The sequence below is a fragment of the Leucobacter sp. 1207-22 genome (assembly GCF_052850455.1).
Genome location: NZ_VXCR01000004.1, coordinates 248,952 through 273,963, shown reverse-complemented (window position 1 = coordinate 273,963; position 25,012 = coordinate 248,952). Strand labels below are relative to the sequence as shown.

Annotated in this window: 23 protein-coding genes; 20 read left to right on the top strand and 3 right to left on the bottom strand. The window is 59.4% G+C overall.

From position 1 onward, the window contains the following. Positions 1-37: 37 nt before the first annotated feature. Positions 38-616: a DUF4916 domain-containing protein gene (locus FW756_RS09515; RefSeq protein WP_446429906.1), complete on the top strand. Its 579-nt coding sequence runs from the start codon at positions 38-40 to the stop codon at positions 614-616. Between the two features lie 55 nt (positions 617-671). Here the strand turns inward: FW756_RS09515 and FW756_RS09510 are convergent, their stop codons facing one another. From FW756_RS09510 to FW756_RS09500, 3 genes are read right to left on the bottom strand one after another with little or no spacing between them, the layout of a single operon-like run. Then, complete coding sequence (locus tag FW756_RS09510) at positions 672-1,157, bottom strand: SprT-like domain-containing protein (protein ID WP_446429905.1); 486 nt, start codon at positions 1,155-1,157, stop codon at positions 672-674. Continuing rightward, on the bottom strand, positions 1,157-2,002 hold the full coding sequence (locus tag FW756_RS09505; RefSeq protein WP_446429904.1) for a spermidine synthase: 846 nt from the start codon (positions 2,000-2,002) through the stop codon (positions 1,157-1,159). Before FW756_RS09505 ends, FW756_RS09510 begins: the two co-directional genes overlap by 1 nt. Continuing rightward, positions 1,999-2,712 carry a phosphatase PAP2 family protein gene (locus tag FW756_RS09500; RefSeq protein ID WP_446429903.1) on the bottom strand — a complete coding sequence of 238 codons (714 nt, stop codon included), beginning with the start codon at positions 2,710-2,712 and terminating at the stop codon, positions 1,999-2,001. The genes FW756_RS09505 and FW756_RS09500 overlap by 4 nt, the downstream gene beginning before the upstream one ends. A 260-nt stretch (positions 2,713-2,972) precedes the next feature. Here FW756_RS09500 and rpoB point away from each other — a divergent pair, with 260 nt between their 5' ends. From rpoB to rpsC, 19 genes are all read left to right on the top strand, one after another. Next, complete coding sequence (gene rpoB / locus FW756_RS09495; protein WP_446429902.1) at positions 2,973-6,470, top strand: DNA-directed RNA polymerase subunit beta; 3,498 nt, start codon at positions 2,973-2,975, stop codon at positions 6,468-6,470. Positions 6,471-6,505: 35 nt separating this feature from the next. Then, entirely contained in the window at positions 6,506-10,399 is a 3,894-nt protein-coding gene (locus FW756_RS09490; RefSeq protein WP_446429901.1) for a DNA-directed RNA polymerase subunit beta', read from the top strand. 177 nt (positions 10,400-10,576) lie between these two features. After that, positions 10,577-11,560 carry a hypothetical protein gene (locus FW756_RS09485; RefSeq protein WP_446429900.1) on the top strand — a complete coding sequence of 328 codons (984 nt, stop codon included), beginning with the start codon at positions 10,577-10,579 and terminating at the stop codon, positions 11,558-11,560. Positions 11,561-11,562: 2 nt separating this feature from the next. Next, on the top strand, positions 11,563-12,045 hold the full coding sequence (locus FW756_RS09480) for a hypothetical protein (RefSeq protein WP_446429899.1): 483 nt from the start codon (positions 11,563-11,565) through the stop codon (positions 12,043-12,045). Further along, positions 12,042-12,680 (top strand): spermidine/putrescine ABC transporter substrate-binding protein, encoded by a 639-nt coding sequence (locus tag FW756_RS09475; protein WP_446429898.1) that lies wholly within the window; start codon positions 12,042-12,044, stop codon positions 12,678-12,680. Before FW756_RS09480 ends, FW756_RS09475 begins: the two co-directional genes overlap by 4 nt. A 274-nt stretch (positions 12,681-12,954) precedes the next feature. Continuing rightward, positions 12,955-13,326 carry a 30S ribosomal protein S12 gene (rpsL, locus tag FW756_RS09470; protein ID WP_046456180.1) on the top strand — a complete coding sequence of 124 codons (372 nt, stop codon included), beginning with the start codon at positions 12,955-12,957 and terminating at the stop codon, positions 13,324-13,326. After that, entirely contained in the window at positions 13,326-13,796 is a 471-nt protein-coding gene (rpsG, locus tag FW756_RS09465) for a 30S ribosomal protein S7 (RefSeq protein WP_188023852.1), read from the top strand. Before rpsL ends, rpsG begins: the two co-directional genes overlap by 1 nt. Before the next feature lie 113 nt (positions 13,797-13,909). After that, positions 13,910-16,030 (top strand): elongation factor G, encoded by a 2,121-nt coding sequence (gene fusA / locus FW756_RS09460; protein ID WP_446429897.1) that lies wholly within the window; start codon positions 13,910-13,912, stop codon positions 16,028-16,030. 160 nt (positions 16,031-16,190) lie between these two features. Next, a complete protein-coding gene (tuf, locus tag FW756_RS09455; protein WP_446429896.1) occupies positions 16,191-17,384 on the top strand; it encodes an elongation factor Tu in 1,194 nt (397 codons plus the stop codon). Positions 17,385-17,505: 121 nt separating this feature from the next. Then, on the top strand, positions 17,506-19,305 hold the full coding sequence (locus FW756_RS09450) for a polysaccharide biosynthesis protein (RefSeq protein WP_446429895.1): 1,800 nt from the start codon (positions 17,506-17,508) through the stop codon (positions 19,303-19,305). Then, on the top strand, positions 19,302-20,366 hold the full coding sequence (locus FW756_RS09445) for a UDP-phosphate alpha-N-acetyl-D-fucosaminephosphotransferase (RefSeq protein WP_446429894.1): 1,065 nt from the start codon (positions 19,302-19,304) through the stop codon (positions 20,364-20,366). Before FW756_RS09450 ends, FW756_RS09445 begins: the two co-directional genes overlap by 4 nt. 383 nt (positions 20,367-20,749) lie before the next feature. Next, a complete protein-coding gene (gene rpsJ, locus FW756_RS09440; protein WP_010156393.1) occupies positions 20,750-21,058 on the top strand; it encodes a 30S ribosomal protein S10 in 309 nt (102 codons plus the stop codon). A 14-nt stretch (positions 21,059-21,072) separates the two neighbouring features. Continuing rightward, positions 21,073-21,726 carry a 50S ribosomal protein L3 gene (gene rplC, locus FW756_RS09435; RefSeq protein ID WP_446429893.1) on the top strand — a complete coding sequence of 218 codons (654 nt, stop codon included), beginning with the start codon at positions 21,073-21,075 and terminating at the stop codon, positions 21,724-21,726. A 3-nt stretch (positions 21,727-21,729) separates the two neighbouring features. Further along, positions 21,730-22,383, top strand: a complete 654-nt coding sequence (gene rplD, locus FW756_RS09430; RefSeq protein ID WP_446429892.1) for a 50S ribosomal protein L4 — start codon at positions 21,730-21,732, stop codon at positions 22,381-22,383. Beyond that, complete coding sequence (gene rplW, locus FW756_RS09425) at positions 22,380-22,679, top strand: 50S ribosomal protein L23 (protein ID WP_188023846.1); 300 nt, start codon at positions 22,380-22,382, stop codon at positions 22,677-22,679. Before rplD ends, rplW begins: the two co-directional genes overlap by 4 nt. 20 nt (positions 22,680-22,699) lie before the next feature. Next, entirely contained in the window at positions 22,700-23,536 is an 837-nt protein-coding gene (gene rplB, locus FW756_RS09420) for a 50S ribosomal protein L2 (RefSeq protein ID WP_446429891.1), read from the top strand. Positions 23,537-23,560: 24 nt separating this feature from the next. Next, a complete protein-coding gene (gene rpsS / locus FW756_RS09415) occupies positions 23,561-23,842 on the top strand; it encodes a 30S ribosomal protein S19 (RefSeq protein ID WP_025133706.1) in 282 nt (93 codons plus the stop codon). A gap of 25 nt (positions 23,843-23,867) precedes the next feature. After that, positions 23,868-24,248: a 50S ribosomal protein L22 gene (gene rplV, locus FW756_RS09410; protein ID WP_446429890.1), complete on the top strand. Its 381-nt coding sequence runs from the start codon at positions 23,868-23,870 to the stop codon at positions 24,246-24,248. Continuing rightward, entirely contained in the window at positions 24,249-25,010 is a 762-nt protein-coding gene (gene rpsC, locus FW756_RS09405) for a 30S ribosomal protein S3 (RefSeq protein WP_188023843.1), read from the top strand. The last annotated feature ends 2 nt before the right edge of the window (positions 25,011-25,012 follow it).

The following is a 25,012-nucleotide window of genomic DNA, read 5'->3' as shown; positions in this document are numbered from 1 at the left end:
AGCTGTGGTTATCAGCGGACTTTGACAGAATGGGGCCATGGCGATTGACACCGCAGACCTTCCTGAAGAGCCCACTGAGCCAGAGCGTGCCCCGCGGAGCATGGAGAATCCCGGTTGGCTTAACGAGGCCGAGCTTGCCTTCGTGCGAGGTCGCATGCCGATGCTCTACGTTGAGGCGTTGCCGGTGCGGCTCGATGGGTACGGCAACGTCACCGAGGTGGGACTGCTGCTGCGAAGCACCCCTGAAGGCCGCCTCGGTCATGCGCTTGTGTCTGGCCGGGTTCGGTACGGCGAGACGATTCGTGAGGCGCTGTTCCGTCACCTTGAGAATGATTTGGGACCGATGGCATTTCCGCAGATCCCACTCGCCTTGGTTCCAGCGCAGATTGCCGAGTACTTCCCGATGCCCGGTATCTCTCGCTATGTTGACGAGCGCCAACACGCGGTTTCGCTTGTGTACGTGGTGCCGGTGACGGGCTCCTGTGAGCCGCGACAAGATGCACTCGAGATTGCCTGGCTGTCTCCGGCCGAAGCGTTGTCGGATGCAACGTTCGCGGATCTTCCTGGCGGTCGCGGAAACCTGGTCAGGCAGGCACTTGCCACGGTCGGCTGGTAACAGGACTACAGCCGCAGGCAGCTCGTGTGAATGACTCACCACATGGGTGAGCAAACTACTGCACCCGTTTCCGCCAGGTGATTCCGTGTTCTGGTGAATAGCCACGTGCACACTTGGTGCACGATGATGGCCGGGTCGGCTTTCGAAAGCGGAAGAACTCGTGCCCCGCAGGGCACATCCCCATCCAGGGAGCTTGCTCGTGCGCGATCTCCCCGTCGTGGGTGCGACCACCGACGTAGCCAATCGCGCGTGCGGTGTCCCGCCACTTCGGGCCATGGCCAGCATTAGGTCCAACGAGCGCGTGCGCGATCTCGTGCAGCAAGATTTGGTGGACCTCATCCAGCGGATACTTTTCGGCGAGGTAACGCGAGACCGTGATCCGGCGCTCGGTGAAATTACACAATCCTGCTCGTCGCTTCGCCCGGTCAAAGTCAAACGACCAGGGGACGAGTCGTCGTTCATCGGCGTTCAATCGTTCGCCACCGAGGTGCACGCTGATGAGTTCGGCCGCAAGCGATCGGACCGAGGCAAGGTCTGCCATCAGCCGAAAATTCCCTCCGGTGGAGCGGGCGAATCGAAAGCCGTCGCATCGGTCACCGGTGTGGCCTTCCGCGCGAGATCCGCGAACTCTCGCCCGACAAGCATGCTTGCGGGGAAGGGGCCGCCAGCGAGGAGACGGGGAAGCCACTCGAGATCGGGTTCAGCGTCGGAGGCAACGAACACCACGTTGCCAAACCTGCGTCCCTTGAGTACCTGCGGCTCTGCGATGGCGGCAACGGTTGAAAATCTGTTCGCAAGTGTCGCTGCTTGACCGCGCACGAACGGGAGTCCCGCACCGTCTGCAGCATTCACAACAACGACGCCACCCGGAGCGAGAAATGGCTTGAGTGCATCGTAGAACTCGACACTTGAGATGTGCGCCGGGGTTTGTGCGCCGGCGAAGACGTCAACAACGATGAGATCCATTGCCGCGAGCATGCCTGCTGGAAGTTTTGCGAGCATCGCGCGGGCGTCACCTCGGCGTACCCGAATGCTCGCTCGCTGCGGGAGCGGGGCAGCCTCACGGACAAGTTCGACAAGTGCGCCCTCCAGCTCGATGATTTGCTGTCGACTCCCCGGACGGGTGGCTTCGACATACCGCGGGAGCGTGAAGGCGCCGCCGCCGAGATGCAAGGCCGAAATTGCCGCACCGGCGGGCTTGAACAGATCGATGACATGTCCGATCCGCCGAATGTATTCATAGAAGAGATCTGCGGGGTTTCGCAGATTGACATGCGATTGCGGAGTGCCGTCAACGACAAGCTGCACTGCACCGGGGACCCATTCGTCCTCTTCTATTGCGGCAGTGAGACCTGAACTCAGCGTGACAGGGGCCGGAAGCTTCATCCTTTAACCATAGAGCGACGTCCAAGAACCCCAGAATCGGTCCAGAGCCAGGCCGCGATGAGGGCCGCCGCGAGCCCGATGAGAAGTCCGGCGATCGTGTCGGTGAGCCAGTGCGCATGCAGGGCGGCCCGGCTCCACATCATCGTGAACACCCAGGCGCCCGCAACGACCCAGACGACGGCCAAGATCTTTCGGCTCGCACCGATGAAGCACGTCACAATGATGGCGAGCGAGATGGCGAGCGTCGCGGCGCCCATGGAATGACCCGAGGGGTACGAATACCCGTGTGTCGTGAAGAGCTGATCTCCCGGGCGCTCGCGCATGAATAGCCGCTTCAACACCTCTGATAGCGCGACCCCAATGAGCAACGCGGTCGCCAACATGTATGCGGATCGCCGCTGACGCAGCAGCCACAGCAGCAAAACGAGGATTGCGCCGACGATGGCCATTCCGACTGATCCGCCAACCTGTGCCAGGAATAGCGATAGATCGAACGCAAATCCGTGCGGCTGGATCGTCGTGACTGACAACCACCAGGAATCAATAGGCGTTGGGCTTTTGCCACCCGCCAGGAGATACAGTCCGAACGCACACACCGCCACGACGGCCCCGATCGCCACCGGCAATACTGCGCGGGAGACGGGTCGCGGATCGCGAGACGCTTCGTGCAGGGGAGTGGCGGCTGGGCGCGGTTCTTGGCCGATAGACATTCTGGAACAATACCCGGCTGAACTTGAAAACACTCGGAATGTGCCGGGAAGTGATCAGGGCAATATACACACATTCGCTAGACAAGTGAAATTTCTGGTGATAAAGTCGTTGTTTGCACTACGGACACCAGTGTGCCTTCATATAGTGGGAGGTTCCGGGAGTTGGCGCATCACGCGCAAATAGCCCCGAACGAGTGATTCCGTTGCATTTCTCGCAAGACCAGGTCAACCGGCCCGACGGGGCTCACGGAGGTACTTCCTTGGCTGCTGCGCGCAACGCATCGTCATCCACCAATCCGAAGAATGGACGCAACCATAAGCGTCTGTCCTTCGCCAAGATTTCCGACACACTGTCGGTGCCTAACCTGCTGGCACTGCAGCTTGAGAGCTTTGATTGGCTCGTCGGCAACGAAGCGTGGAAGGCACGCCTCGTTGAAGCTCAGGCCGAAGGGCGCGACGATGTCGCGCTCCGCAGTGGCCTCGAAGAGATCTTTGAAGAGATCTCGCCTATCGAGGACAACGCAGGCACTATGCAGCTCTCGTTCGAGAATCCCATTCTCGATGAGAAGAAGTTCACGATTGAAGAGTGCAAGGAGCGAGGCAAGACCTACTCCGCACCTCTCTACGTTGAGGCTGCTTTCTACAACACCGAAACTCAGGTTCTGAAGAGCCAGACGGTCTACATGGGCGATTTCCCCATCATGACCGACAAGGGCACCTTCATTATCAACGGCACCGAGCGCGTTATCGTTTCGCAGCTCGTTCGTAGCCCAGGTGTCTACTTTGAGCGTACGCCCGAAAAGAACAGTGACAAGGATGTCTTCTCTGCACGTATGATCCCGAGCCGTGGTGCATGGCTCGAGTTCGAGATCGATAAGCGCGACCAGGTAGGCGTGCGTATCGACCGTAAGCGTAAGCAGTCGGTCACCGTCTTCCTCAAGGCTCTCGGCATGTCTGCCGAAGAGATCCTTGAAGAGTTTGCAGGTTACGACTCGATCATTGAGACGCTTGCGAAGGACAACAAGGACATTGTGACGCAGGAAGATGCCCTGAAGGACATCTACCGCAAGCAGCGTCCGGGCGAGCAGGTTGCTATCGAGGCAGCTCGTGCGCTTCTCGATAACAGCTACTTCAACGCGAAGCGTTATGACCTTGCCAAGGTTGGTCGTTACAAGATCAACCGTAAGCTCGGCATCGATGCGCCTATCACCGACTCGGTGCTTTCGCTCGAAGACATCGTCAGCACCATCAAGTACCTTGTTGGTCTGCACGCTGGCACCGAAACGCTTCCTGGCGTTCGTGACGGCGAGGTCTTCGACAACCGTCTGGACACCGACGACATCGATCACTTCGGTAACCGTCGCGTCCGCGCCGTTGGCGAGCTCATCCAGAACCAGGTTCGCACCGGTCTGAGCCGTATGGAGCGCGTTGTCCGTGAGCGTATGACTACGCAGGACATCGAGGCGATCACGCCGAACACGCTGATCAACACTCGTCCAGTTCTCGCAGCGATCAAGGAGTTCTTCGGAACCTCGCAGCTGTCGCAGTTCATGGATCAGAACAACCCCCTCGCAGGCCTCACCAACAAGCGCCGTCTGTCGGCACTTGGCCCAGGTGGTCTGTCGCGTGACCGCGCAGGTGTTGAGGTTCGAGACGTTCACCCGTCGCACTACGGCCGTATGTGCCCGATTGAGACTCCTGAGGGTCCGAACATTGGTCTGATTGGTGCACTCGCAACCTTCGCGCGCATCAACGCTTTCGGCTTCATCGAGACCCCGTACCGACGCATCGTCGACGGCAAGGTCACCGACAAGGTCGATTACCTCACCGCTCACGAAGAGGACGAGTTCCTCATCGCTCAGGCAGGCGCACCCCTCACCGAGGACGGCCGCTTCGCTGAGGAGCAGGTGCTTGCTCGTCCCCGCGGCTCCGAGGTGATGCTCGTTGACGCTGAGCGCGTGCACTACATGGACGTCTCCCCGCGCCAGATGGTTTCGGTCGCTACATCGCTGATTCCGTTCCTCGAGCACGATGACGCGAACCGCGCACTCATGGGCGCGAACATGCAGCGTCAGGCTGTGCCGCTGCTCCGCAGCGAGTCGCCGATCGTTGGTACCGGTATGGAAGGCTACGCAGCCATCGATGCTGGTGACGTCATCACCGCACTCCAGGCTGGCGTTGTTGAGGACGTTTCGGCAGATGCCGTCACCGTGATCAACGATGAGGGCGGATCGAAGACTTACCGTATGCGTAAGTTCGACCGTTCGAACCAGGGCACGAACTACAACCACCGCGTCATCGTCAAGGCTGGCGAGCGCGTTGAGGTCGGCTCGGTCATCGCTGATGGCCCCGCTACCGAGAACGGCGAACTCGCACTCGGAAAGAACCTCCTCGTGGCATTCATGCCGTGGGAAGGCCACAACTTCGAGGATGCGATCATCCTGAGCCAGAACCTGGTGAAGGACGACACCCTTTCGTCGATCCACATCGAAGAGTACGACATCGATGCTCGCGACACGAAGCTTGGTAAGGAAGAGATCACCCGTGATCTCCCCAACGCAAGTATGGAGTCGCTCAAGGATCTCGACGAGCGCGGCATCATCCGTATTGGTGCTGAGGTCAACCCTGGCGACATCCTCGTTGGTAAGGTCACCCCGAAGGGCGAGACCGAGCTCAGCGCAGAGGAGCGCCTGCTTCGCGCGATCTTCAACGAGAAGAGCCGCGAAGTTCGCGACACCTCGCTGAAGGTTCCGCACGGTGTTGCAGGTACTGTCACCGCTGTAAAGGTCTTCGACGCAGACAACGACGACGAGCTTGGCTCGGGCGTCAACCAGCGTGTAGTTGTCTACATTGCTCAGAAGCGTAAGATCACCGAGGGCGACAAGCTTGCAGGCCGTCACGGCAACAAGGGCGTCATCTCGAAGATCCTCCCGGTCGAAGACATGCCCTTCCTTGAAGACGGCACCCCGGTCGACGTCATTCTGAACCCGCTTGGTATTCCAGGCCGAATGAACTTCGGTCAGGTCCTCGAGGTCCACCTCGGCTGGATCGCGAAGCAGGGTTGGAAGATCGACGGCATGCCTGAGTGGGCTGCAAAGCTCTCTGAAGAAGCACGCGAAGCTGCACCGAACACCAAGGTTGCTACTCCCGTATTCGATGGTGCGTCTGAGGCTGAGATCGCTGGTCTGCTTGACTCGACTCTTCCCACCCGTGATGGCGTTCGCCTCATCGATTCGTCGGGTAAGACACGCCTGTTCGATGGCCGCTCCGGTGAGCCGTACCCGTACCCGATCTCGGTCGGCTACATGTACATCCTGAAGCTGCACCACCTCGTCGACGACAAGATCCACGCTCGTTCGACTGGTCCGTACTCGATGATCACCCAGCAGCCGCTCGGTGGTAAGGCGCAGTTCGGTGGCCAGCGATTCGGTGAGATGGAGGTGTGGGCACTCGAGGCATACGGTGCCGCATACGCACTCCAGGAGCTCCTGACCGTGAAGTCGGATGACATTCTCGGCCGCGTCAAGGTGTACGAAGCTATCGTCCGTGGTGAGAACATTCCGGAGCCGGGCGTGCCCGAGTCGTTCCGCGTTCTCATGAAGGAGATGCAGTCGCTCTGCTTGAACGTCGAGGTGCTCGGTGCAGACGGCCAGGCCGTCAGCCTCCGCGACAACGACGATGAAGCTCACCGCGCAGCGGAAGAGCTCGGCATCAACCTTTCAACCCGCTTCGAGACCTCGTCTGTCGACGAGATCTAAGCCGGGCCAGACAAAAGCTACCAAGGAGAACAATTTTGCTCGAAGGTACGAGTTTCAATGAACTGCAGATTCGTCTGGCAACCGCCGACGATATCCGCAGCTGGTCCCACGGCGAGGTAAAGAAGCCTGAGACCATCAACTACCGCACCCTGAAGCCTGAGAAGGACGGTCTGTTCGGCGAGCAGATCTTTGGTCCCTCGCGTGACTGGGAGTGTGCATGTGGCAAGTACAAGCGCGTCCGTTACAAGGGCATCGTTTGTGAGCGTTGTGGCGTAGAGGTTACGAAGTCGAGCGTTCGTCGTGAACGCATGGGCCACATCGAGCTTGCTGCTCCAGTGACCCACATCTGGTACTTCAAGGGTGTTCCGAGCCGTCTCGGTTACCTCCTCGACATGGCACCGAAGGACCTCGAGAAGGTCATCTACTTCGCTGCGTACATGGTCATCGACATCGATGAAGAGGGCCGCCACGAAGATCTCGCAGAGCTTGAGGCAGAACTTCGCGACGAACTGCGTACCCTCGCAGATCAGCGCGACATCGCGATCTCGAAGCGCATGCAGCAGTCGGAGACCGACCTTGCAGCACTCGAGGCTGAGGGTGCGAAGGCTGATCAGCGCCGCCGCGCTGAGCAGTCTGCTGAGAAGGACATGACCCTTATCCGTAAGGGCTTCGACGAAGACATCGCTCGTCTCGAGCGCGTCTGGGAAGAGTTCCGCAACCTGAAGGTTGGCGATCTCCGTGCTGAAGACGCTGTCTTCATCGAGCTCATGGACCGCTACGGCGACTACTTCGACGCATTCATGGGTGCAGAAGCCATCAAGAAGCGTCTTGAGGCATTCGACCTTGCGGCCGAGAGTGAGCTGCTCCACCTCCAGATCGCAGAGGGCAAGGGTCAGAAGAAGATCCGCGCTATTAAGCGTCTGAAGGTTGTCAACTCATTCCTGCAGACCGGTGCAAGCCCCGCTGCAATGGTGCTTGACGTTGTTCCCGTGATCCCGCCCGAGCTTCGCCCGATGGTGCAGCTTGACGGTGGTCGCTTCGCGACCTCGGATCTCAACGATCTGTACCGCCGTGTGATCAACCGCAACAACCGTCTCCGTCGTCTCCTTGATCTCGGTGCTCCCGAGATCATCGTGAACAACGAGAAGCGCATGCTTCAGGAAGCCGTTGATGCACTGTTCGATAACGGTCGTCGTGGCCGCCCAGTTACCGGCACCGGTAACCGTGCGCTCAAGTCGCTTTCTGACATGCTCAAGGGTAAGCAGGGTCGTTTCCGTCAGAACCTGCTCGGCAAGCGCGTTGACTACTCGGGCCGTTCGGTTATTGTCGTTGGCCCGCAGCTGAAGCTGCACCAGTGTGGTCTGCCCAAGCAGATGGCACTTGAGCTCTTCAAGCCGTTCGTCATCAAGCGCCTCATGGATCTGTCGCACGCACAGAACGTGAAGGCTGCAAAGCGTATGGTCGAGCGTGCGCGCTCGGAGGTTTGGGATGTTCTCGAAGAGATCATCCGCGAGCGTCCGGTTCTGCTGAACCGCGCACCTACCCTGCACCGCCTGGGTATCCAGGCGTTCGAGCCGCAGCTCGTCGAGGGCAAGGCAATCCAGCTTCACCCGCTCGTCTGTGCAGCGTTCAACGCTGACTTCGACGGTGACCAGATGGCTGTTCACCTGCCGCTTTCGGTGGAGGCACAGGCAGAGGCTCGTGTCCTCATGCTTGCGTCGAACAACATTCTGAAGCCTTCGGATGGCCGTCCGGTTGCTCTGCCTTCGCAGGATATGATCATCGGTCTGCACCACCTCACCACGCTCAAGGCCAACGCTGTTGGCGCTGGTCGTGCGTTTGGCACGGTTTCCGAGGCGATCCTCGCAATGGACGAGGGCACCCTCGACCTCGGCGCTCCCATCAAGCTCCGCCTCATCGGGTACACCGATGCATCGGGCGCGACGATGGAGAAGCCGACGCTGGTAGAGACCACGCTTGGTCGTGCGATCTTCAACGAGGCGCTCCCCACGAACTACCCGTACTTCGAGCGCGTTGCTGATAAGGGCGCACTCTCGGGTCTCGTGAACGATCTCGCTGAGCGCTACCCCAAGACTGAGGTAGCTGCGACGCTTGACCGCATCAAGGACGCCGGTTTCCACTGGGCATCGCGTTCGGGTGTCACTGTTGCACTGTCTGACGTCATTACGCCGTCGAACAAGGCTGAGATCATCGAGGTACACGAGAAGCGTGCCGCGAAGGTTCAGCGCGACTACGACCTCGGTATGATCAGCAACGCTGACCGTCACAAGGCGCTCACCGACATCTGGACCGAGGCGACCGATGAGGTTGCTCAGGCGATGCGCGACGCATTCCCCGAGGACAACACGGTCTTCCGTATGGTCTCGTCTGGTGCACGTGGTAACTGGCTGCAGATCCGTAACATTGCGGGCATGCGAGGCCTGGTGTCGAACCCGAAGGGTGAGATTATCCCTCGCCCGATTATCAACTCGTATCGTGAGGGCCTGTCGGTTGCGGAGTACTTCATCGCGACCCACGGTGCTCGTAAGGGTCTTGCTGATACCGCACTCCGTACCGCTGACTCGGGTTACCTGACCCGTCGTCTTGTCGACGTTTCGCAGGATGTCATCATCCGCGAGGAAGACTGCGGCACGAAGAAGGGTCTCGATCTCGCGATCGCTGAGGCTGATGCGAACGGTGTCCTCGTCCGTGATGAGAACGTTGAGAACTCGGTGTACGCACGTACCCTTGCTACCGACGCGACCACCGCTGACGGCGCAGTTGTCCTTTCGGGCGGCTCGGACGTAGGCGACGTGGCAATTGAGCAGCTGGTTGCAGCTGGTGTCACTGAGATCAAGGTCCGTTCGGTCCTGACCTGTGAGTCGGCTGTTGGCGTGTGTGCAACCTGCTACGGTCGCTCACTTGCGACCGGCCAGCGCGTTGACATCGGCGAGGCAGTGGGCATTATTGCTGCACAGTCGATTGGTGAGCCCGGTACTCAGCTGACCATGCGTACGTTCCACACTGGTGGATCGGCATCGGCAGCAGATATTACCCAGGGTCTGCCACGTGTCCAGGAGCTCTTTGAGGCACGTACCCCCAAGGGTGCATCGCCGATCGCAGAAGCTGCGGGTCGTATCGTTATTGAGGACACCGAGAAGTCGCGTCGCGTACTCCTCACCCCTGATGACGGCACCGAGGTCAAGGCATACCCGGTTCTGAAGCGTGCAACCCTGCTCGTTGCAGACGGTGATCACGTTGAACTCGGTCAGCCGTTCCTCGCTGGAACGCTTGATCCGAAGGACATCCTTCAGGTCGGTTCGACCCAGAAGGGCAAGCACATTCCAGGCGAGCGTGCAGTCCAGAAGTACCTCGTTGAGGGCGTTCAGGGCGTGTACCGTTCACAGGGTGTGCCGATCCACGATAAGCACATCGAGGTCATCGTTCGACAGATGCTCCGCAAGGTGACTGTTGTCGACCACGGCGACACCGAGCTCCTTCCCGGCGCGCTCGTTGACCGTGCAAGCTACCAGCGCATCAACCGCGAGGCTCTCATCGAGGGCAAGCGTGCAGCTACCGCACGTCCTGAGGTCATGGGTATCACCAAGGCTTCGCTCGCGACTGAGTCGTGGCTGTCGGCCGCTTCGTTCCAGGAGACGACTCGCGTCCTCACCCAGGCAGCGATGGAGGGATCGAAGGATCCGCTCGTCGGCCTGAAGGAGAACGTCATCATCGGTAAGCTCATCCCGGCTGGTACCGGTCTGAGCACCTACCGCGATGTCGACGTCGAGCCCACTGAAGAGGCAAAGGCAGAGCGTTACCCGAACCGCGTTTTCGCTGGTGAAGGCACCTTCGATGAGAATGACTTCTCATTCGTTGACTTCGACAGCTTCACCTCTGACGAGTTCAACCCCGGTAACTTCAGCTAAAAAGTTCTAGAGAACGGCCCCGTCCCGCTGTGTATGCAGTGGGACGGGGCCTTTTTCGTTTTTTGCAGATGCTTCGGCGCGCTGATCGCATATTGTCGGTCGGTCAGAGTACGGTATTTGCCATATCACCGTGCCCGCATGTGTGCGAGTCACGATCCCCATCAGTGAGGAGCACCGATGACCGAGAACGAGAAGCCGAACCCCGGCGCGCCCGTTGCTGAGGACGTCGTCGAAGAGAATCAGGTCCTTGAAGCAGTAGAACGTGCGAAGGCTGTCGCGGCGGAGAGCGCGGCGGACCCGGTGATTGACGAGTCAGTACCGCAGCTTGACGCGTCAACTGAGGGTGGGCCAGCATCTCCTCAGGCGCCACTCTCGGCAGACGACATTGAGTTGCGTCGCCGTGAAGCACTCGCTGAGGTGGCAACCGAACTTGACCTGCCCCAGGCTGAAGTGCCGCCAACCGCCGTACTTGCTCCCGAAGCGTCCGCGATTGAGCTTGAAGAAATGCCAACCGCCGCTGCCGAGACCGTATCTGAGGTCGTCGTTGCCGATGATTCCGAACGCGATGGTGAGATCCGCATCAGTGCAGAGCACCCAATGGCGGCCCTGTACATGCAAAGCCCGATGCCGCCAGATCTCCGTGGCAACCGCGGAGTCGGCGTGCTCATTGCGCTGGTTGCGATGGTCGGCTTCGCGGTCGTGCTTGCTGGCGTCTATGCCGCTTGGCAGGCACCAAACTTCCCACCATCTTCCTACGTGGCTGAGGGGTTGCTCCCGCTCCTGCAGAACTGGGGATTTGAAGCAGCTGTCTTCGGATTCTTTGTTGCGCTCTCACTGCTCGTCTTGATCCTTGGCCGAGCTGGCTGGTGGGCCTACATCGTCTTTGGTTTCTTCGTCGGTGTAGCAACATGGCTCGCTGCAACGGCCGGCGCTGCGCTGTATGCGCGGTTTGGGTTGGGCATCGGGATCGGTACTGATCCATTCGTCATTATCGAGGAGTACGGCTTTACGATGCCCGCAATTGCCGCAGGTATCGTGGCTCGTGAGGTGACCGTGTGGTTCGGGGCGTGGATCGGCTTCCGTGGTCGACGGGTCCGTAACCGCAACGCCGAGTTGCTTGACGAGTACGAGAACGCACTTGCAGAGCTGAATAACAAGTAGCAATGACTGCACAACAGAAGCGCGGCGTGACCCGCGGATACGTCCGAGGGCTCATTGCCGCGTCTCTGGTTGTAGCGGTTGCACTTCTCGTCGCTGTCTGGGGATTCACCAGTTTGCTCGGGTCGGTGCCCCCAGTACACACCGAAAGCGTGCCACGTTGGGCGGCGCCCGTGTTGATTATTGTTGCGCTCGGTGTCCTAGCGGCCTTGTTATGGCAGCAGTCGCTTGCGCTCCTCCGCGGGAAAACCTCGCCGTCATGGTCATCCATACTGGTTGGTGCGCTGTTGGCGTATCTCATCTGGTGCCTGGGTGGAACGCTCTTTGGCATGGTGATCGATGAGACATGGACAAGTCTCTTCGCATGGCTACTCGTTCCCATATGGGGTTTGGTGGGGCTGATGTACTGGGCGCTCCTCGTGCGGCGCGTCTACACCGAGATGCCCACTCCTCAGTGGCCATGGGAAAAGGGCGACTCGAGTCAATGAGTTCCCGCACCGTCGAGCAAGATGTCGCTGATGCCATCGCTGCCTGGATGCGCTGGATTCCCCGCTGGGAACCCCCGGTGCATCGGGGACGAGCTCGCATCTGTCGACGGTGTACTGGTTCGCCGCTGATCCACGCAGCAGGCATTCCTGAGGCAACGCCACATCAGGTCACACATGCGCTTGTCTCACGAATGCAAAAGATCATTGATCGGCGAGTCGATGAGTTCACGGAGGCTGCACTCCCTGCGCTATATGCCGAGCTGCAGGGAGCAGAGGCTTGGGCGGCTGGCGGCTATGATCCGCGCGCGGGACTCGCGCCTGAGTTCGAGGGGCTCGACCCTGATCCTGAGCCAGGCGACGCGGCACAGCCGTTCCTGTTCACCATGGGGGAGTTAGCTGAGCAAGCGCGGGGGAGCGCCCATCTGCCACGGCCACCTTTGACCAGGGAAGAGCGTGAACAGTTGCACAAGGATCTCGCGGTCGCGGATCGCGTTGCAGGAGATACCGGCCGTGCTGTGTGTGCAGCATTGGTTGCCTATCGATCTGAAGTAAGCGCCGCGATCGCGCGCTTTGTTGAGCCACAGGTTGAAGCGCTGCTTGAACAGCTGGCAAAGCACCTAGAACCGCCGGAATAGTGCGGTGGAATCTTGCGATTCAAACCAATCGCCCGTAAAGTGGAATGAGGTGTGTACCACCGATATTCGCATGCTTGCATGTGGGTACCGAGGGTTCGCACTGTGGGTCCCTCATCTCATCCGAGATGAAACCCCCACGGCATAGCTGCACTCAGCTTTCTTGCGTTGCTTCGGTAACTCAGGAGGGCAGCAGCTCTGTGCTTGTGCAAACAAGCACGCATGCTCAACCATGTGAAGCATTCCTGTCACCGTGCAGGACTAACTAGGAGAATCAGTGCCTACTATTCAGCAGCTGGTTCGCAAGGGCCGGACGCCGAAGGTCTCGAAGACCAAGGCGCCCGCTCTGAAGGCGAACCCTCAGCAGCGCGGCGTGTGCACCCGTGTGTACACCACCACCCCTAAGAAGCCGAACTCGGCGATGCGTAAGGTCGCTCGTGTGAAGCTCTCGAACGGTACCGAGGTAACTGCGTACATCCCCGGTGAGGGCCACAACCTCCAGGAGCACTCGATGGTGCTCGTTCGCGGTGGTCGTGTGAAGGACCTCCCCGGTGTTCGTTACAAGATCGTGCGCGGCGCGCTCGACACGCAGGCGGTCAAGGATCGCCAGCAGGCTCGTAGCCGCTACGGTGCAAAGAAGGTGAAGTAATGCCTCGTAAAGGTCCTGCTCCCAAGCGTCCCGTCGTTGCCGATCCAGTATACGGCGCACCGATCGTAAGCCAGCTCGTCAACAAGATTCTTGTTGACGGCAAGAAGGGTCTCGCAGAGCGCATCGTTTACGGTGCACTCGAGACCGTCGCAGAGAAGAGCGGCCAGGATGCCGTGACTGTACTCAAGAAGGCGCTCGACAACGTGCGCCCCACCCTTGAGGTACGTTCACGTCGTGTTGGTGGCTCGACCTACCAGGTGCCCGTTGAGGTTAAGCCGCACCGCGCGAACACCCTCGCACTGCGTTGGCTCACCAGCTACGCAAAGGCTCGTCGTGAGAACACGATGACCGAGCGTCTCACCAACGAGATCCTCGACGCATCGAATGGCCTCGGCGCCGCTGTAAAGCGTCGTGAGGACACTCACAAGATGGCTGAGTCGAACCGCGCGTTCGCTCACTACCGCTGGTAATCAGCAGGTAGCACCCAGATGGCGGATCGGGCCCTCACCGGTTCGATCCGCCACCTGCGGGGCGTATCGCTCCCGCACTTTCGAACGTTCATCCCCACCCGGAGGAGACACCTGTGGCACAAGACGTGCTCACGGACCTGAACAAGGTCCGCAACATCGGCATCATGGCTCACATCGATGCCGGCAAGACCACCACGACCGAGCGCATCCTGTTCTACACGGGTGTGAACCACAAGCTGGGCGAGACCCACGACGGTGGCGCGACTACTGACTGGATGGAGCAGGAGAAGGAGCGCGGCATTACGATTACGTCTGCCGCTGTTACCTGCTTCTGGAACAAGAACCAGATCAACATCATCGACACCCCGGGTCACGTTGACTTCACCGTCGAGGTGGAGCGTTCGCTCCGCGTTCTCGATGGTGCCGTCGCAGTGTTCGACGGCAAGGAGGGCGTTGAGCCCCAGTCGGAGACCGTGTGGCGTCAGGCTGACAAGTACGGCGTTCCCCGCATTTGCTTCGTCAACAAGATGGACAAGATGGGCGCCGACTTCTACTTCACCGTAGACACCATCGTCAGCCGCCTCGGCGCAAAGCCGCTCGTTATGCAGCTCCCCATCGGTGCTGAGAGTGACTTCATCGGCGTTGTCGACCTGCTCACCATGAAGGCATTCGTTTGGGAAGGCGACGCTAAGGGCGACGTTACCCTCGGTGCTAACTACGAGACTCGCGAGATTCCTGCTGACCTTCAGGCAAAGGCTGAAGAGTACCGCCTGAAGATCGTTGAGACCGCAGCAGAGACCGACGATGCACTCCTCGAGAAGTTCTTCGGTGGCGAAGAACTCACCATGGAAGAGATCAAGGGCGGCATCCGTAAGCTCGTTGTGAACAACGAGATTTACCCCGTTTACTGTGGCTCGGCCTTCAAGAACCGTGGCATCCAGCCCGTGCTCGACGCAGTTGTGGACTTCCTCCCCAACCCGCTCGACATCGGCGCTATCGAGGCTCACGATCCCCGCGATGAGTCGATCGTTATCCCCCGTAAGCCTCAGGCAGATGAGCCGTTCTCGGCTCTCGCGTTCAAGGTTGCTGTCCACCCGTTCTTCGGTCGTCTGACCTACGTTCGCGTGTACTCGGGTCAGCTTGACTCCGGTGCTCAGGTCATTAACTCGACCAAGGGCAAGAAGGAGCGCATCGGCAAGATCTTCCAGATGCACGCCAACAAGGAGAACCCTGTAGATAACCTCACCGCAGGTAACATCTACGCGGTAATCGGCCTCAAGGACACCACGACCGGCGATACCCTTTCGGATCCCGCGAACCAGGTTGTTCTTGAGTCGATGACCTTCCCTGAGCCCGTCATCGAGGTTGCTATTGAGCCTAAGACCAAGGGTGACCAGGAGAAGCTCGGCACTGCTATCCAGAAGCTTGCTGAAGAGGATCCCACGTTCCGCGTGAGCCTCAACGCTGAGACCGGCCAGACAGTTATTGCTGGTATGGGCGAGCTTCACCTTGACATCCTCGTGGATCGTATGAAGCGCGAGTTCAAGGTTGAGGCAAACGTTGGTAAGCCTCAGGTTGCGTACCGTGAGACGATCCGCAAGGCAGTCGACAAGTACGACTACACCCACAAGAAGCAGACCGGTGGCTCGGGCCAGTTCGCAAAGGTCCAGATCGCAATTGCTCCTCTCGACGCAGAGGAAAACAGCGACAAGATCTACGAATTTGAAGACAAGGTCACCGGCGGTCGTATTCCTCGCGAGTACATCCCTTCGGTCAACGCTGGTATCCAGGATGCAATGCAGTACGGCATCCTCGCTGGCTTCCCTGTTGTGAACGTCAAGGCGACGCTGCTCGACGGCGCTTACCACGATGTTGACTCGTCGGAGATGGCGTTCAAGATCGCCGGCTCGATCGCGTTCAAGGAAGCAGCTCGCATGGCTCAGCCCGTGCTGCTCGAGCCGATGATGGCTGTTGAGGTTCGTACTCCTGAGGAGTACATGGGCGATGTTATCGGCGACCTCAACTCACGTCGTGGCCAGATCCAGTCGATGGAAGATGCGAGTGGCGTCAAGGTTGTCCGCGCGCTTGTTCCGCTTTCAGAGATGTTCGGGTACATCGGTGACCTCCGGTCGAAGACCAGTGGTCGTGCCGTGTTCTCGATGACCTTCGACTCCTACGCTGAGGTGCCGAAGGCAGTAGCCGACGAGATCGTTCAGAAGGCTAAGGGCGAGTAACTCCCGTCTGTGATCAGGGGTGAGTGCGAAACTCGCCCCTGATCTTCAGCTCAGGTCGCGCTGAGCGCCCAGAGCTTGTAACATAAACACATAAACCTGTACTCGGAGCCTCCGAAACCGTCGGAGGAGCTCTGTGTACTTAGTCCTGAGGAGGACCATAGTGGCGAAGGCCAAGTTCGAGCGGAACAAGCCGCACGTTAACATCGGAACCATCGGTCACGTTGACCACGGTAAGACCACTCTTACCGCTGCGATCTCGAAGACTCTTGCTGACAAGTTCCCTTCGGATACCAACGTTCAGCGCGACTTCGCAACGATCGACTCGGCTCCCGAGGAGCGCCAGCGCGGCATCACCATCAACATCTCGCACGTTGAGTACGAGACCCCGAAGCGTCACTACGCTCACGTTGATGCACCCGGTCACGCCGACTACATCAAGAACATGATCACCGGTGCTGCTCAGATGGACGGCGCGATCCTCGTGGTTGCTGCTACTGACGGCATGATGGCTCAGACCAAGGAGCACATCCTCCTTGCAAAGCAGGTCGGCGTTCCTTACCTCCTCGTTGCGCTCAACAAGTGCGACCAGGTTGAGGACGAAGAGATGCTTGAGCTCGTTGAGATGGAGGTCCGTGAGGAGCTCTCGAAGCAGGGCTACCCCGGAGACGACGTCCCCGTTGTACGCGTTTCGGGCTACCAGGCACTCCAGGGTGACGAGAAGTGGGCTAACTCGATCGTTGAGCTCATGGAAGCTGTCGACGAGAACATCCCCGATCCCGTACGTGACAAGGACAAGCCGTTCCTTATGCCCGTCGAGGACGTCTTCACGATCACCGGTCGTGGCACCGTCGTTACCGGCCGTGCAGAGCGTGGCACCTTGAAGATCAACTCTGAGGTCGAGATCGTTGGCCTGCGTCCCACGCAGAAGACCACCGTTACCGGTATCGAGATGTTCCACAAGCAGCTCGACGAGGCATGGGCAGGCGAGAACTGTGGCCTCCTTCTCCGCGGCACCAAGCGTGAAGAGGTTGAGCGTGGCCAGGTTGTCGTAGCTCCCGGCTCGATCACCCCGCACACCAAGTTCGAGGGCACCGCTTACATCCTCAAGAAGGATGAGGGCGGCCGTCACAACCCGTTCGAGACGAACTACCGTCCCCAGTTCTACTTCCGTACGACTGACGTGACCGGTGTCATCACCCTTCCCGAGGACAAGCCGATGGTTATGCCCGGCGATACCACTGACATGGTTGTTGAGCTCATCCAGCCCATCGCTATGGAAGAGGGCCTCGGCTTCGCAATCCGTGAGGGTGGCCGCACCGTCGGCGCCGGCACGGTGACCAAGATCGTCGAGTAATTTCACTCTGACTGATTGACAAAACCCCCGAGAGGTTCGCCTCTCGGGGGTTTTGCTTTGTCTGAGCGGTAGAGTTGGTTGGTAGGCGGCAGCCTATTTGTCTTAGCGAAAAGGGGTGCGTGTGCGCGAAACACCAACCAGTCGGCTGACTCACTTTCTTCAGACCTATGGAGTTCTCTACCTGTGCGACGCGCTTGCGTGGGCAGTAGGCATCATCGCTGCCTTGATACTTCGATTCGATTTCGAGCTCGAACGCATTCATTGGGGCTGGACTTCAGCACTCATCGCCGTAGCGGTGTGCTTGCAGTTGTTGGGTGGCTGGGTGTTCTGGCTGTATCGCAACAGGTACGAGATCGGCAGCTTTGACGAGGTTCGCGCCCTCGTGTTCTGTGTTTCTACGGTAATGATTGTCACCTGGTCGTTCGGCTACTGGGTTGGCTACGGCAACGGCATCCCGCGTAGTACGGTCGTCATTGCCGCCCCAATCACGTTCAGCATTATGGGCGTGAGTCGATACTTCGTGCGATTGCACGCTGAGCGTAGCTTGAAGCCTGGTGCACGGGCTGAACGGGTGCTGCTCTATGGCGCCGGATACCTTGGCGTGCAGACGGCAAAGCGATTGCTGACTGATGCCAAGGCGTCGTACCTTCCGGTCGGGTTTGTCGACGACGACCCGACAAAGCGGCACCAGGTGGTGCGCGGTGTTGGCGTCATGGGCACGCTTGCAGAGTTGAGCGATGCCGTCAGACAAACCGGGGCGACAACACTGATGGTGTGTATTGGCGACGCCGATGCTGCGATGTTGCGCCGTGTTGACGAGGCCGCTGATAGGTGTGGCCTGAACGTCTTGGTTCTCCCGCCACTCGACCAGATTCTCAATAATGCTGCTTCAATCTCAAACGTCCGTGAGCTCTCAATTGAGGACCTCATCGGGCGTCATCCAGTACGCCTGAATACTGATCCCATCGCGAAATACATCCAGGGTAAGCGCGTGCTCGTGACCGGTGCTGGCGGATCCATCGGTTCTGAAATCTGTCGCCAGCTTGTTGCGTTTGCACCTGGCGAGCTCATCATGCTTGACCGAGATGAGACTTCTTTGCAGGAGGCACAACTCTCGATTAGTGGTCATGGACTCCTTGATACGAATGATGTCGTACTTGCTGACATCCGAGACGAAGCTGCGCTCACTGCAATTATGCTCGAGCGTAAGCCTGACGTTGTGTTCCATGCTGCAGCTCTGAAACACCTTCCGATGCTTGAGCAGTATCCAGACGAGGCATGGAAAACGAATGTGCTTGGCACGCTGAATGTGTTGCGGGCTGCCCAAGCGGCTGACGTGGGTACATTCGTCAACATCTCCACTGACAAGGCAGCGAACCCGACAAGCGTGCTCGGGCATTCGAAGCGCGTGGCAGAAAAGCTCACCGGGTGGATGGCGCGGGAAACTGGCAAACGCTATCTGTCTGTCCGCTTTGGCAATGTGCTTGGTAGTCGTGGCTCGATGCTTCCTACGTTCAGAAAGCTCATTGACGCGGGTGGCCCGCTGACAGTCACACATCCCGATGTCACCCGATTCTTTATGACGATCCCAGAAGCATCGCAGCTTGTTTTGCAGGCTGGAGGCATTGGGCGCCCGGGGGAGGTGCTCATCCTCGACATGGGGGAGCCGGTGAGTATCTTGGACGTCGCCAAGCGGATGATTGCGCAGTCCGGTAAGCAGATTGAGATCGTCTTTACCGGTTTGCGTCACGGCGAGAAGATGCATGAGATTCTCGTTGCCGACGGCGAGGGAGATTCGCGCCCATTCCACCCAAAGATCTCACACGCACACGTTGGTGTGCTCGACCCTGTAAACCTTGATCATGAGGGCTGGGTTGCGCGAATGTCGCTCACCGAAGCCGCAGAAGAACGAATCCAATGACCTTTGCTGTAACCGCCGTAGTTGCCACCGTTACGACGCTCGCGCTGTCGCTATTGCTGCCATTTGCAGTGAAGCCGATGCTCATGAAGCTTGGCATCATGGACGTTCCGAATGAGCGCTCATCGCATGTCCGCCCAGTCCTCCGTGGCCTTGGCCTGGCGGTACTTATCGCGATGGCTGTCGGGTACATGGTTGGTTTGAGCACGCAGGGTGTGGATCAACCAGGGTGGATCTCGCTCCTCATTATTGGCGTTGGTGCGGTGTTGAGCGGCCTACTCGGCCTTCGCGAAGATCTGCAGGGCTTGAGCGTACCGGTGCGAAGCGCGGTCCTGCTCGTCATCGGCGCGGGATCCGCAATCGCACTGATCTTCGCCGCAGAGCGAGCCGGAGGAGTGCAGTTCGCGTGGGTGGCCGGAATGCCGGTGACTGACGTGTCAATGATCACATTGGTGATCTTGGTGATTTACGCAGTGTTGTTTGTTTCGAGCTACATCAACGTTGCGAACTTTGTCGATGGGCTCAATGGCATCAGCGGCTTCCATGGAGTCATCGCTGGCGTCGCATTTGCTATCGCCGGTCTGATTGTCGGTGAATGGTGGCTTGTGGTGAGTGGTGGCGTGCTCGCTGCTGGGTATGCCGGGTTCCTGCCGTGGAACTTCAGCAAGACTGGTGCGTTCCTTGGTGATGTTGGCAGCTACCTGCTTGGTGGGGCAACGGCGATCACCAGTTTCGCTGCTTTGCTTGCTGGCGTACCTTTGCTTGCGACGATCGGGCCGATGATCATTTGCTTTGGCGATGTTGGCTTTACGCTCGTGCAGCGGGTACGCGCCGGTAAGAAGTGGGACGAGCCGCACAAGGAGCATGTCTACCAGCGGATCCAGCAGCTCGGCTACAGTCACGCGCAGGCGTCTGGGATCACGGCTGGCTTCTCCTTGCTTGCTGCTGCGCTTGGCTTGCTCTCGTGCTTCACCGGGGTAATTGGCACGCTGGTTCTGCTCATCTCTGGCCTCGCGTTGCTTGCCGTGTATATCGCGCTCCCGAAGCTTCTCCCCACCGCGTAAGAAGCGCATGATGATGCCGATCCTGAGTAACGGCTGGAAAGTGACGACACGCGACACGCCCGGGTTGCAATGATGCATTCCCGCATGCGAGAATAGACAGGTTCAGTACTTCTCGGTTTGTCCGAGAATCACTGCCTGGCTGTGTGTTGCAACCTCGTTTTGGGGTGAGGCGCCGTGGGGAGCGAACAAGACTTGCAGGTCTCAATGTCACTTTGTTGACGTGAGGGTTGCAGGGCCACACGTTGAGTGTGGTTTTGACAGGTGAACAGAGACCCAGCACGCACAGCGTCGAAAGACGCCGTATTGCCAGGGCGCTGGTACGCAAGACGTCCAATGCTTAGGGCTTGCCCTGAGTACGACGCAAGTAGAAAGTAGAGAGTCACATGGCGGGACAAAAGATCCGCATTCGACTGAAGTCGTATGACCACGAGGTCATCGACAGCTCCGCTCGGAAGATCGTTGATACGGTCACCCGTGCAGGCGCAACCGTTATCGGCCCAGTGCCGCTCCCAACGGAGAAGAACGTGATCGCTGTGATCCGTTCGCCCCACAAGTACAAGGACAGCCGCGAGCACTTCGAGAAGCGCACGCACAAGCGCCTGATCGACATCGTCGATCCCACGCCCAAGGCCGTTGATTCGCTCATGCGTCTCGACCTTCCGGCCGATGTCAACATCGAGATCAAGCTCTAAGGGGGGATCGATTCATGACTGCAGTACGTAACGTGAAGGGTCTCCTGGGCACCAAGCTCGGTATGACTCAGGTCTGGGACGAGGACGGCAACGTTGTTCCTGTGACCGTAATTGAGGTAGCACCTAACGTTGTTACCCAGATCCGCACCCCTGAGCTCGACGGCTACAGCGCGATCCAGATCGCCGCTGGCCAGATCGACCCCCGCAAGGTAAACAAGCCTTCGGCTGGTCACTTCGAGAAGGCAGGCGTCACGCCTCGCCGTCACCTCACTGAGGTCCGCACTGCGGACGCAGCTGAGTACGCTCTCGGCCAGGAGCTCACCCTCGACGCAACCTTCACCGCCGGTCAGAAGATCGACGTTGTAGGTACCTCGAAGGGTAAGGGCTTCGCGGGCACCATGAAGCGCCACAACTTCTCTGGCGTTGGCGCATCGCACGGTCAGCACCGTAACCACCGTAAGCCCGGTTCTGTCGGCGGCGCTGCGACCCCTGGTCGCGTGTTCAAGGGTCAGAAGATGGCCGGCCGTATGGGTGGCGATCGTGTAACCGTCCAGAACCTTACGGTTCAGGCGATCGACGCTGAAAAGGGTCTCATCCTCGTTAAGGGTGCTGTTCCCGGTGCAAGCGGTCGTCTCGTATTCGTCCGCAACGCAGTGAAGGGGGCGTAGTTCATGGCTACCGCTACCAAGCTCGAGATTCTCGACGCGAAGGGCAAGAAGGCAGGCTCGGTTGAGCTTCCCGAGGCTATCTTCGGCGCTGAGACCAACGTCCCGTTGATCCACCAGGTTGTCACCGCTCAGCTCGCAGCTGCGCGTCAGGGCACCCACAAGGTCAAGAACCGTGGCGAACGCTCCGGTTCGGGCGTTAAGCCGTTCAAGCAGAAGGGTACCGGCCGCGCTCGTCAGGGTTCGGTTCGTATGCCTCAGCACCGCGGCGGCGGCATTGTGCACGGTCCGGTTCCCCGTGACTACGCACAGCGCACCCCCAAGAAGATGATCGCAGCTGCACTCATCGGCCTGCTCTCGGACCGCGTTCGCGGCAACCGTCTGCACGTTGTTGACAGCTTCGGCATCGAGGGCAAGCCGAGCACCAAGAGCGCACGCGAGTTCCTCGCTGCTGTCGCTCCGGGTACCCGCGTTCTCGTCGTGATCACTCGTGAAGACGAGCTGACCGCGCTGAGCGTTCGCAACCTGCAGAACGTACACGTCCTGTTCCAGGATCAGCTCAACGCCTACGACGTGGTCGTCAGCGATGACCTCGTCTTCACCAAGGCAGCTTTCGACGCATTCGTCGCAGGTCGCACCGCCAAGGAGGAAACGAAGTGAGCCTGAACAAGTCTTCACACGACGTCATCATCCGTCCCATCGTCTCGGAGAAGAGCTACAGCCTCATCGACGCGAACGGCCAGTACACCTTTGAGGTACAGCCGACCGCGACGAAGACTGAGATCAAGCTCGCTATCGAGCAGGTCTTTGGCGTGAAGGTCAACAAGATCAACACCCTCAACCGCAAGGGCAAGACCCGCCGCACCAAGTTCGGCATTGGCAAGCGCAAGGACACCAAGCGCGCCATCGTCACCCTTCAGTCGGGCTCGATCGACATCTTCACGGCCGGTCTGTAGAAGGGCGAAGAGGAAACAATATGGCTATTCGCAAGTACAAGCCGACGACCCCAGGTCGTCGTGGCTCGAGCGTTGCTGATTTCGCTGAGATCACCCGCTCCACCCCTGAGAAGTCGCTGCTTCGCCCGCTCCCCAAGACCGGCGGCCGCAACAACCAGGGTCGTATCACCACCCGCCACATCGGCGGTGGCCACAAGCGCCAGTACCGTGTCATCGACTTCCGTCGCCATGACAAGGACGGCGTGAACGCCAAGGTTGCGCACATCGAGTACGATCCCAACCGCACCGCGCGTATCGCGCTGCTGCATTACGTGGACGGCACGAAGCGTTACATCATCGCTCCGAACAAGCTCAAGCAGGGCGACATCGTTGAGTCCGGCGCGGGTGCAGATATCAAGCCAGGTAACAACCTGCCCTTGAAGAACATCCCCACCGGTACCGTGATTCACGCTATCGAGCTCCGCCCCGGCGGCGGCGCGAAGCTTGCACGCTCGGCAGGTATGTCGGTGCGTCTCGTCGCTAAGGACGGCCCCTACGCTCAGCTTCGTCTCCCCTCGGGTGAGATCCGCAACGTCGATCTGCGCTGCCGCGCAACGATCGGCGAGGTGGGTAACGCCGAGCAGTCGAACATCAACTGGGGCAAGGCCGGCCGTATGCGTTGGAAGGGCGTTCGCCCGACCGTTCGCGGTGTCGTGATGAACCCGGTAGATCACCCGCACGGTGGTGGCGAAGGCCGCACCTCGGGCGGTCGTCACCCGGTCACCCCGTGGGGCCAGAAGGAAGGCCGTACGCGTCATCCGAACAAGGAAAGCGACAAGCTCATCGTGCGTCGCCGTACCGTTGGCAAGAAGCGCTAGTCGGCAGGTAGGAGAGAGTAGAAGATGCCTCGTAGTCTCAAGAAGGGCCCCTTCGTCGATAACCACCTGCTGAACAAGGTGGTTGTACAGAACGAAGCTGGCACCAAGAACGTGATCAAGACTTGGTCGCGCCGCTCGATGATCATCCCCGCAATGCTGGGTCACACCATCGCAGTGCACGACGGTCGTAAGCACATTCCCGTGTTCGTAACGGAAACCATGGTTGGTCACAAGCTGGGCGAGTTCGCCCCGACTCGCACCTTCCGTGGCCACGTGAAGGACGACAAGAAGGGCCGTCGCCGCTAAGCGGTGACGTGAAGGAGGAAGAGAAATGGTGGAATCGATCGCACGTGTGCGTCATATCCGCATCACCCCCCAGAAGGCCCGTCGCGTTGTTGACCTGATCCGTGGCAAGAACGTTGAGGAAGCACTCGCGATCCTCAAGTTCGCACCCCAGGCAGCGTCGGAGCCCATTTTCAAGCTCGTCGCCTCGGCAGTCGCTAACGCGCGTGTCAAGGCGGAGAAGGAGAACCTGCGCTTCAACGAAGACGAGCTCGTTGTGGCACGCGCTTTCGTGGATGAGGGTGCAACGCTCAAGCGTTTCCGCCCCCGTGCACAGGGCCGCGCATTCCGTATCAACAAGCGGACCAGCCACATCACCGTCATTCTTCAGACGGCTGATGAGCTCGCCGCATCGAAGGGAGCCAAGTAAATGGGCCAGAAGATTCATCCCTATGGCTTCCGCCTCGGGGTAACCACTGATCACGTATCGCGTTGGTTCTCGGACTCGACCAAGAAGGGTCAGCGTTACGCTGACTACCTTGCCGAGGACATCAAGATCCGCAGCTACCTGACTGACACGCTTGACCGTGCAGGTGTTTCGCGCATCGAGATCGAGCGCACCCGTGACCGTGTACGCGTGGACATCCACACTGCACGCCCCGGTATTGTCATCGGTCGTCGCGGCGCAGAGGCAGAGCGCATCCGCGCTGGTCTCGAGAAGCTCACCGGCAAGCAGATCCAGCTGAACATCCTTGAGGTGAAGAACCCCGAGGCTGACGCTCAGCTCGTTGCACAGGGCATTGCAGAGCAGCTTGCTGCTCGCGTTGCTTTCCGTCGTGCAATGCGCAAGGGTCTCCAGGGCGCTCAGCGCGCTGGTGCCAAGGGCGTTCGTATCCAGGTCTCCGGCCGTCTTGGCGGCGCTGAGATGAGCCGTTCGGAGTTCTACCGCGAGGGTCGTGTGCCGTTGCACACCCTTCGTGCGAACATCGATTACGGTTTCTACGAAGCGAAGACCACCTTCGGCCGCATTGGCGTGAAGGTCTGGATCTACAAGGGTGACCTCACCAACAAGGAACTTGCTCGCGAGCAGGCAGCACAGAAGCCGTCGCGTGACCGCGGCGATCGCCGTCGTGCGCCTCGTAACGCTCAGCAGGCTGAGGCTGCACCCGCTGCAGCAGGAGCGGAGAAGTAACA